The organism is Nocardia sp. NPDC060259 (assembly GCF_042728775.1).
In the GTDB taxonomy this organism is placed as follows: Bacteria; Actinomycetota; Actinomycetes; order Mycobacteriales; family Mycobacteriaceae; genus Nocardia.
This window is the reverse complement of the sequence record NZ_JBHXAY010000008.1, coordinates 112,382-121,353: the sequence shown is the minus strand read 5'-3', so window position 1 is coordinate 121,353 and position 8,972 is coordinate 112,382. Positions and strand designations below refer to the sequence as shown.

General features: G+C 69.7%; 9 protein-coding genes. 8 read left to right on the top strand and 1 reads right to left on the bottom strand.

Annotation, left to right across the window (positions count from 1 at the left end):
• Positions 1-242 precede the first annotated feature (242 nt).
• The 5 genes from ACFWF2_RS06280 to ACFWF2_RS06260 all read left to right on the top strand — a co-directional run bounded on the left by ACFWF2_RS06280 (position 243) and on the right by ACFWF2_RS06260 (position 4,762).
• The gene (locus ACFWF2_RS06280; protein ID WP_379305163.1) at positions 243-866 is read left to right on the top strand and encodes a pyridoxamine 5'-phosphate oxidase family protein; all 624 of its coding nucleotides are present in this window, start codon (positions 243-245) and stop codon (positions 864-866) included.
• Between the two features lie 81 nt (positions 867-947).
• On the top strand, positions 948-2,093 hold the full coding sequence (locus ACFWF2_RS06275) for an MFS transporter (RefSeq protein ID WP_379305174.1): 1,146 nt from the start codon (positions 948-950) through the stop codon (positions 2,091-2,093).
• A gap of 17 nt (positions 2,094-2,110) precedes the next feature.
• The gene (locus ACFWF2_RS06270; protein ID WP_379305161.1) at positions 2,111-2,977 is read left to right on the top strand and encodes an alpha/beta fold hydrolase; all 867 of its coding nucleotides are present in this window, start codon (positions 2,111-2,113) and stop codon (positions 2,975-2,977) included.
• A 108-nt stretch (positions 2,978-3,085) separates the two neighbouring features.
• Entirely contained in the window at positions 3,086-4,294 is a 1,209-nt protein-coding gene (locus ACFWF2_RS06265) for a lipase family protein (RefSeq protein WP_379305159.1), read from the top strand.
• Positions 4,295-4,357: 63 nt separating this feature from the next.
• Positions 4,358-4,762, top strand: a complete 405-nt coding sequence (locus ACFWF2_RS06260; RefSeq protein WP_379305157.1) for a helix-turn-helix domain-containing protein — start codon at positions 4,358-4,360, stop codon at positions 4,760-4,762.
• A 159-nt stretch (positions 4,763-4,921) separates the two neighbouring features.
• Here the strand turns inward: ACFWF2_RS06260 and ACFWF2_RS06255 are convergent, their stop codons facing one another.
• Entirely contained in the window at positions 4,922-5,512 is a 591-nt protein-coding gene (locus ACFWF2_RS06255; RefSeq protein ID WP_379305172.1) for a TetR/AcrR family transcriptional regulator, read from the bottom strand.
• 69 nt (positions 5,513-5,581) lie between these two features.
• Between ACFWF2_RS06255 and ACFWF2_RS06250 the strand changes: the two genes are divergently transcribed.
• From ACFWF2_RS06250 to ACFWF2_RS06240, 3 genes are read left to right on the top strand one after another with little or no spacing between them, the layout of a single operon-like run.
• Complete coding sequence (locus tag ACFWF2_RS06250; protein ID WP_379305155.1) at positions 5,582-6,535, top strand: patatin-like phospholipase family protein; 954 nt, start codon at positions 5,582-5,584, stop codon at positions 6,533-6,535.
• A complete protein-coding gene (locus ACFWF2_RS06245; protein WP_379305153.1) occupies positions 6,532-8,013 on the top strand; it encodes a flavin-containing monooxygenase in 1,482 nt (493 codons plus the stop codon). Before ACFWF2_RS06250 ends, ACFWF2_RS06245 begins: the two co-directional genes overlap by 4 nt.
• On the top strand, positions 8,010-8,846 hold the full coding sequence (locus tag ACFWF2_RS06240; RefSeq protein ID WP_379305151.1) for an SDR family oxidoreductase: 837 nt from the start codon (positions 8,010-8,012) through the stop codon (positions 8,844-8,846). The genes ACFWF2_RS06245 and ACFWF2_RS06240 overlap by 4 nt, the downstream gene beginning before the upstream one ends.
• Positions 8,847-8,972: the final 126 nt, after the last annotated feature.

Sequence of the window (8,972 nt, the reverse complement as noted above, 5' to 3'; positions counted from 1 at the left end):
ACCCCCCGTCCGGTGTTTGGCCCGGGCAGATGGCCCGATACCTCATTCTCACCCAACGGGCTATACCACCTCTCGAGGTGAACGCGCCGTTCGTGTTTCCCGCCCTGCACCCCGATTCCGAAGTTTTTTCCCGAACCGGGAATCAAACGCGCCCACCTAACCTTTCAACTGTTGATTACAGGTTAGAACGATGGAATCATTGCGAGGGATCGAGTCGTGGGCAATCACGCGAAGGGGCAGTCATGACCGGGCACTACGCGCAGGTCGCGTTCACTCCGCTGGTGCGTGAGCATCAGCGCGTCCACGGCAGCCTGCGCAGCTATGAGCGGATGGCGCAGGTGCCCGAGGTGGCCGATCGGATCGGGCCCGACGAGGCCTGGTTCATCGGCGAGCGTGACAGCTTCTATCTGGCGACGGTCGGTGAGACCGGCTGGCCGTACATCCAGCATCGTGGCGGCGCACCGGGATTCCTGAAGGTGCTCGACACGCGCACGCTGGGGTTCGCCGACTTCCGCGGCAACAAGCAGTACATCAGTCGCGGCAATCTCGATCACGACGACCGGGTCTCGCTGTTCCTGATGGACTACGCCGCGCAGTCGCGGATGAAGATCTTCGGGCGGGCGCGGGTGGTCGAGGCCGCCGAGGATCCCGAACTCCTCGCCTCGCTCGTGGTCGACGGCTACCGCGCACAGGTCGAGCGGGCGGTGTTGATCGAGGTCGAGGCGTTCGACTGGAACTGCCGCCAGCACATTCCGCCGCTGTACCCGCGGGCTGCCGTCGCCGAGGCGATGCAGGTCCTCCGTGACCGGATTGCCGAACTCGAGGGCGAGATCGCCCGGCTGCGAACCGATTCCGTGCACGACTGACTTCCGTGGCGGCGGAATGTGGCCGACCGCTGTCCAGTTGTAACCGTTAAAATGTATTTAGAGAGTTAGGATGTGACGGGCATGCGGGGTGCGCACCTTGCCTGGGCCGGACTGGCGGCGATGACCGTGTCGTTCGGCCTGAACTTCACGATGGGCGTGTTCTTCGCGCCCACCGCCGCGGCCTACGGCGTCTCGGCGACCGCGCTGGCCGTGGCCGCCGCACTCGGCACCATGGTCACCGGCCTGGCTCAGCACGGGATCGGCAGATTGCTCGATACGCTCGGACCCAAGCTCGTGCTGATCGGCGGGCTCGGTCTGATCTCGGGCAGCTATCTGGTGCTGGCTATGGTGACCGAGACGTGGCAGTTCGTCGCCGCCTACATGGTGCTCGGCGGACTCGGCTTCGCCTCCTCGTCCACGCTCACGGTGACCACCCTGCTCGGGCGGGCGCACGGTGCGCAGGCGGGGCCCGCCATGGCCAGGGCCGCGATCGGCATCAATCTGGGGCAGCTGATCACGCCGTGGGCGGCCACGGCGCTGTTCGATCCGATCGGCGTGCGCGGCACCTTCGCGCTGCTCGGCGCGATCGGGCTGGCCGCCACCGCCGTGCTGTGGCTGCTGCTGCCCGACGACCAGCGGGCGGCGAGGGTCCCCGGTGCGGGCGAGTCGCTGTCCGATCGGTGGAAAGTGCTGGTGTCCTTCGGGTTACACGCGGCGACCCTGTACGTCGTCGTGTTGATGCTGCCGAAACACGCCGTGGAGCAGGGCTGGTCGGTGGCGGGTGCGGGCAGGCTGGTCGCCTTGGCTGCACTGACGGCCGGGGTGACCTCGGCGGCGCTGGTGCGGCTGCTGCGGCGGTACCCGCCGGAAACCCTCCTGCGGGTGCTGTATTCGGTGCGCCTGGCCGCGCTGCTGCCCGCGGTGTTCGTGCCGGGGCCGGAGGTGCTGGTCGTGGTGGCCGTGCTGTTCGGTGTCGCGTCGTTCCCGGTCATCCCGCTCACCATGGCGATCCTCTCGCGCGGTCTCGACCCCGCCCGGATGGGCCGCACCCTTGCGCCTGCCTGGGTGATCCACCAGCTCGCCGCCGCAGGCGGCCTCGGCGTGGCCACCGTCGTGCACGCCCTCACCGACAGCTACCGCGGCTACTTCGCCCTCGGCCTGGCGTTCACCGTCGCGGCCGCCCTCCTGATCACCCCGGTTCGCCGTCGCGAACCGGTCACCGTATGAAAAGAGAGAGGTCCATCATGAACCAGACCCGCCACAACACCGTCCAGATCCAGGGCCAGACCGTCTTCTACCGGGAGGCGGGCGACCCGAACGCCCCGGCTGTCGTTCTGCTGCACGGGTTCCCGTCCAGCTCGGCCATGTTCCGCGATCTGATCCCGGCGCTGGCCGAGGATTACCACGTGATCGCGCCCGATCACGTCGGCTTCGGCCAGTCCGCCATGCCGCAGGTCGACGAATTCGACTACAGCTTCGAGAAACTCACCGAGATCACCCTGGAACTGCTCGACACCCTCGGCATCGACCGATTCGCGCTCTACATCCAGGACTACGGCGCGCCCATCGGCCTGCGCATCGCCTCGCGCCACCCCGAGCGGGTCAGCGCTCTCATCACCCAGAGCGGCAACGCCTACCTCGAGGGCTTCACCCCGTTCTGGGAGGTTCTGTTCGCGCACGCGAACGACCGCGTCACCCACGAGCCCGAGGTGCGCAAACTGCTCGAACTCGACGCCACGACATGGCAGTACACGCACGGTGTTCCGGCCGACCGGCTCGCGCTGGTCAGCCCGGACACGTGGACCCTCGACCAGGCCTACCTGGACCGGCCCGGCAACAAGGAGATCCAGCTGCAGCTGTTCTTCGACTACAAGAACAATCTCGACGGCTACCCCGGCTTCCAGAAGTACTTCGCCGAGCACCGCCCGCCCACGCTGATCGCCTGGGGTGAGCACGACGAGATCTTCGGCGCCGACGGTGCCCGCGCCTACCTGCGCGATCTGCCCGACGCCGAACTGCATCTGCTCGACGCGGGCCACTTCGCGCTGGAGACACACGGACCCGAGATCGCGGCGCTGATCCGCGACTTCCTCGGGCGGGTCCTGAACTGAGTCCGGCGGCTGGGCGTCGTGCGGCGCCCAGCCGTCCCGGCGGCGTCGAGTAACCTGGTCGGCGGTTTGTCGGCCGGGTGTGTCGGCCGTCGGTGTAGCGGGGGGAACATGCAGACAGCTATCGCTCGGGTGATCGCGGCGGCCGCGGTGGCCTGCCTGGCGTTGTCGGCCTCGGCCTGTGCCGGGGACACGCCGGGCGTTGCCGAGGTCGCGGGCGCACCGCAGTCCGGCTTCTACGCACCGCCCGCGGAATCGATTCCGGGACAGCACGGTTCGGTGATCCGGAGCCAACCGCTGACCGGGTCGCAGGCGGTTCAGGGGGCGCGCAACTCGCTGGTGCTCTACCGATCCGTCGACGCGCAGGGCAAGCCGGTGGCGGTGTCGGGGACGCTCGCCGTCCCGGAGGGGACACCACCCGCGGGCGGGTGGCCGTTGCTCTCCTGGGCGCCGGGCACCAACGGCGTCGCCGACGCGTGCGCGCCTTCGCGCGCCGAGGGATCCTCGCCGGGCAAGGACGACCAGGCCCGCTGGGTCGCCAAGGGTTACGCGGTGGCCAGGACCGACTATCAGGGCCTCGGCACGCCAGGCAACCACGGCTACCTGATCGGCGAGACTGAACAGCGAGCGGTGAGCGATTTCGCCACGGCCGCACGCGAAGTCGACAAGTCGGTGGGTTCGCGCTGGGTGGCGATGGGGCATTCGCAGGGTGGCCACGCCGCCCTGTTCGCCGCGGGCGCGGCCGCCGCGTGGGCGCCGGGCTCGGAACTGCTCGGCGCCGTCGCGCTGGCTCCCGCGTCGCACCTGGGGGAGCAGGTGCGGATGGCGAAGTGGACGGTCTCGAACCCGCTCGGCAAGCTCGGCACCGGCGACGTCTCGCTCTACGTGCCGTTGCTCGTGCGCGGCGCGCAGACCGTCACCGATGTCGACCCGGCCCGGTTCCTCACCGAGCGCGCGGTGTCGATGCTGTCGATCGCGGACTCCGAATGCACTGCGGCGCTGCGTGATCGCGGCAAGTGGGGTGGGCTGTCCGCCAAGGACGTGTTCACCAAGGACGGCGACCTGTCCGGGCTGCTGCGGGTACTCGACGACAACGATCCCAGCGGATTGCGATTCACCGCGCCGGTGCTGGTCCTGCAGGGCCGCTCCGACATGACCGTCCCGCTGAAGTCGACCGACGCGATGGTCGCCGAGCAGCAGTTGCACGGCCAGTCCGTCGACTATCGCAAGTACGACGACGTCGACCACAGCGGCATCGTGGCGGCCTCCTTCGCCGATGCGCTCGGCTGGGTGGACACCCGCTTCGGCATCACCCGCTGACCCGGGTTACGCCGAGAGCAGAAGAACCGGGTGTGTCGGCACCGGTGTCCCTACGCTCGGAGTATGGGCGAACACAACGGGTTGCGGGTGATTCCGGGCGGACGCGGTGACGGGCGGCCGCGCCCCGAACCGCTGTGGCGTGAGGTCCTCGGTGATCGCCTGCGCGCCCTGCGCCTGGAACAGCGCTCCACTCTCGTCGACACCGCGGGACGCGCGGGGATTTCCCCGCAGTACCTGTCCGAGGTCGAGCGCGGCCGCAAAGAGCCATCCAGCGAGATGATCGCGGCCCTCGCGGGCGCTCTCGGCACCTCGCTGAGCGACCTCGTCGCCCAGGTGGCCGAGTCCATGCGCCGGCCCGCCGCGGCGCGCGCGGTCGTCCTCGGTGGTGATCGACGCATCGGCACGTCGATCCAGTCCGCCCCGGTGCAGAACTTCGTCGCCCCGAACGCCGTTCTCCTGGCGGCCTGACCCGGATCGGCCATCGATCCCGCCCGCTGGGTCCGAGCGCGCTCCGCGCAGAGCGGACCCACGGGCACAGCGCCAACTCCGGCTGATGGCCGCCGCGTCGGCCAGACTTCGCTGTCGAGTCTTTGTCGAGCCAACGAGCGCGGCCCTGCTCGTGCCGAGTCAGGCCGTCCGGACGGAATCGATCAGGCCGCGCAGCTGTTCGACGAGCGCGGTCACCGGCATCTCCGGGTCGATCGCGCGCTGCACGCCGAGGCCGATGCCGAGGGAGAGTAGTTGCAGCGCGGCGTCTTCGGCGGAAATCGGCAGGTCGAAGCCCATCTCGTCGGCCTGTACCTGGATCAGGGAAGCCAGCACCGTGGTCATCGAGCGACGGCGTGCGGCCAGTTCGGTGCGGACCTCGGGCATGTGCCGGGTGCTGGTCGCGAATTCGACTTCCAGTGCCGTCCAACCGACGTCGCCGATGTTCTGGTCGGCCCAGCGGGCGAAGCCCTCGATCCGCTGCGCCATGGTGTCGTGCGGCAGCACCGCGTCAGCGAGGGATTGTGCCCGCTCCACGTGCACGACATCGATCACGGCCAGGCCGAGTTCGTGCTTGGTGGCGAAGTTGGAGTAGACGGCGCCCTTGGAGAAGCCGGCCTCGGCGGCCACCTTCTCCAGTGAGGTCACGTTGTAACCGTCGGCAAGGAACAGGCGCTTGGCGGTTTCCACCAAACGCTCGCGGGTGAGTGCGTGCGACTCCTTGCGCGTCATTCGGGCCACGACCGAAGTGTAGCAAAAATGGGGTACCGCTGGAACTCGAATACCGTTAGTATCCGAGTTATGACTACACGACGTGGCCTCGCCATCGGGTGCGGCGGTCTCCTCGGCTTCGCCTGGACCGCCGTCGCCCTCGACGCCGTCGAGCGCGCTCTCGACTGGGATGTCCGCACCGCCGACGTGCTGGTCGGCACCTCGGCGGGTGCGGAGATCGTCGCCGCCCTCGGCTCCGGGCGCACCCCGGCCGACCTCCTCGCCGCCCTGGACGGCGCGCCCGACGCCGACCCGGTTCTCGCTCGGCACGTGGCCGTCGACCCCGGCGCGATGCCGCCGCCGCCCGCGCTCGGGCTGCCCGGTCTCGGACTCGTCGGCGCTGGTGTGCGCAGCGGTTCGGTCTACACCGCGCTGGCCGGGCTGCTGCCGAAGGGCCGCGGCGACGCCAACTGGCTGCGCGCCTTCGGCCGGGCGCTGGCACCGCGCGGCGGCTGGGTCGACCACCCCGCCACCTGGCTGGTCGCCGCCGACCCCAGCTCCGGCGAGCGGGTCGCCTTCGGTTCGAAGGACGCGCCACACGTCGATCTCGGCTCGGCGATCGCCGCGTCGTGGGCGATCCCCGGCTGGTTCCCGCCGGTGTCGATCGACGGACACGATTTCGTCGACGGCGGTGCGGTGTCCTCGGTGTCGGCCGATCTGCTGGCCCCCCTGCACCTCGACGAGGTGGTGGTCGTCGCGCCGATGACCTCGGCGGGTGGCGCACCGGCCACCGGCCTGAGCCGTGTCGAACGCCTGCTGCGCGCACAGATGACCAGGGGCCTCGACCGCGAAGTGGCGCTGCTGCGCGCCGCGGGCACCCGGGTGATCCGGGTCGAGCCCGGCCCCGCCGAACTCGCGGTGATGGGCCCCAACTTCATGGATTCCGCCCGGCGGCAGGCCACGATCGCCGCCGCCCGCCGCATCGTCCCCGACCGGGTCGCCGACGCGGTCCGGGTTTCTGTCGTCGAAGGAGAAATCGTATGAGCAGCCACCACGAAGTGGTCGTGATCGGTGCGGGCATCTCGGGCATCTGCGCCGCGATCAAGCTCGCCGAGGCCGGTGTCGAGGATGTGCTGATCGTCGAGAAGGCCGAGACCTTCGGCGGCACCTGGCGCGCCAACACCTATCCCGGCTGCGCCTGCGACGTGCCATCGGGCCTGTACTCGTTCTCGTTCGCGCCCAACAGCGAATGGTCGCGGCTGTTCGCGACCCAGCCCGAGATCCTCGCCTACGTCGACCGCGTGGCGCGCGAGCACGGTCTCGCCGACCGCACTCGTTTCGGTGTGCAGGTGCTCGGTGCGCACTGGGACGAGGCCGAGCGGGTGTGGCGGCTCGACACCGGTGACGGCGAGCTCACCGCCCGTTTCGTCGTCTCGGCCGCCGGTCCGTGGAACGAGCCGCGCGTGCCCGAGATCCCCGGCCTGGCCGGTTTCCCTGGCGAGGTGTTCCATTCCGCGCGCTGGAATCACGACTACGACCTGCGCGGCAAGCGCGTCGCCGTGGTGGGGACCGGGGCGTCGGCGGTGCAGTTCGTGCCGGAGATCCAAAAGGAGGTCGCCGCGCTGCACCTGTTCCAGCGGACCGCGCAGTGGGTGCTGCCCAAGCTCGACCACCCGGTGCCCGGCATCGAGAAGCGGTTCATGCGCCGGGTGCCGTTCGCGCACAAGGCACTGCGCTCGGTGGAGTACACGCTGATGGAGGGACTCGGCGTCGCGTTCCGCAATCCGCGCCCGCTGATGCAGACGGTGCAGTCGGTGGGCTCGGCGTATCTGCGTGCGGTGGTGCGTGATCCGCAGCTGCGGGCCAAGCTCACCCCCGACTACCTGCTCGGCTGCAAGCGGATCCTGTTCTCCAACAGCTACCTCCAGTCGCTGACCAAGGACAACGTGGACGTCCACGCCACCGCCGTCGCCGAGTTCCGCGGCAACACGGTGATCGGCGCGGACGGCAGCACCGCCGAAGTCGACGCCGTCATCCTCGGCACCGGCTTCCACATCCTCGACACCCCGCTGGCCGACATCGTGCGCGGCGCCGACGGGCGGACCATGGCCGAACACTGGCAGGGCTCGCCCGAGGCCTACCTCGGCACGGTCACCACCGGTTTCCCCAACGCGTTCACCGTGCTCGGCCCCAGCCTTGGCACCGGCCACTCCTCGGCCTTCGCGATTCTCGAGGCCCAGGTCGATTTCCTGGTCTCGGCAATCGCGAGCGCGCGGCGGCGGGGTTGGGCGATCCTGGATGTGCGACCGGAGGTCCAGGCCCGCTATGTCGACCAGGTGCAGTCCGCACTGGCGGGCACCGTCTACAACGCGGGCGGCTGCCAGAGCTACTACCTGGATGCCAACGGCCGCAACAGTTTCAGCTGGCCCTGGTCCACCGGCGAGCTGACCCGCCGGGTCAGCGCCTTCGACCCCGACGATTTCACCATCATTGACGACGACGAGATGGCGGTACCGGCATGAGTTACCCACGAATCGACCTGGACGGGGCGCTGGTCGCGATCACCGGCGCCGCACGCGGCATCGGCCTCGCCACCGCCGCGGCCTTCGCGGCCAAGGGCGCCTACGTCGCGCTCGGTGACCTCGACGAGGCGCTGGCGGTCCAGGCCGCCGACGAGATCGGCATCCGGGCCATGGGCCACGTCCTCGACGTCACCGACAAGGACTCGTACGCGGCGTTTCTCGCCGCGGCCGCGAAATGGCGTGGCGCACCGCTGGACGTGCTGGTGAACAACGCGGGCGTGATGCCCAACGGCGCGTTCCTCGACCAGTCGGACCGGATCGATCAGCTCACGATGGACGTCAATGTCTACGGCGTCATCCACGGCATGCGCCTGGCCCTGCCCGGCATGGTCGAGCGCGGCTACGGCCATGTCGTGAACGTGGCCTCGCTGGCGGGCAAGTTCCCGATCAAGGGCCTGGCCGTCTACAACGCCAGCAAGTTCGCCGTGGTCGGGCTGACCGCGGCGACCCGGCTGGAGATGGACGCGACCGGGGTCAGCGTGAGCGCGGTGCTCCCGTCGGCGGTGCGCACCGAACTCAGCTCCGGGATCGACTACGGCATCCTGCCCGCCGTCGATCCCGAGGACATCGCCGCCGCCGTGGTCCGCACGGTCAAGACCAGGGCGGCCGAGACCGCGGTGCCGTCGTATGTCGGGCTGGCGGCCAACGCGTCCGGGCTGGTGCCGGAAGCGGTCATGCGAGTCTTCCGCAAGGCCGCCAACGACGACGCCGCGATCACCCGGGTCGACGACGGCGTGCGCCGCGCCTACCTGGACCGCATCGAAAAGCAGTGACGCGCAGCTGAATCGCCCCTGCGCACCGCGGCGGGCATGATCAGCGTCGCCGCGAGCGGCAGACCTCGGCCGAGCGGCCTGTCGTGACCGCGATAGGCCGCTCGCCGATGATCGCCGGTAGTTCGG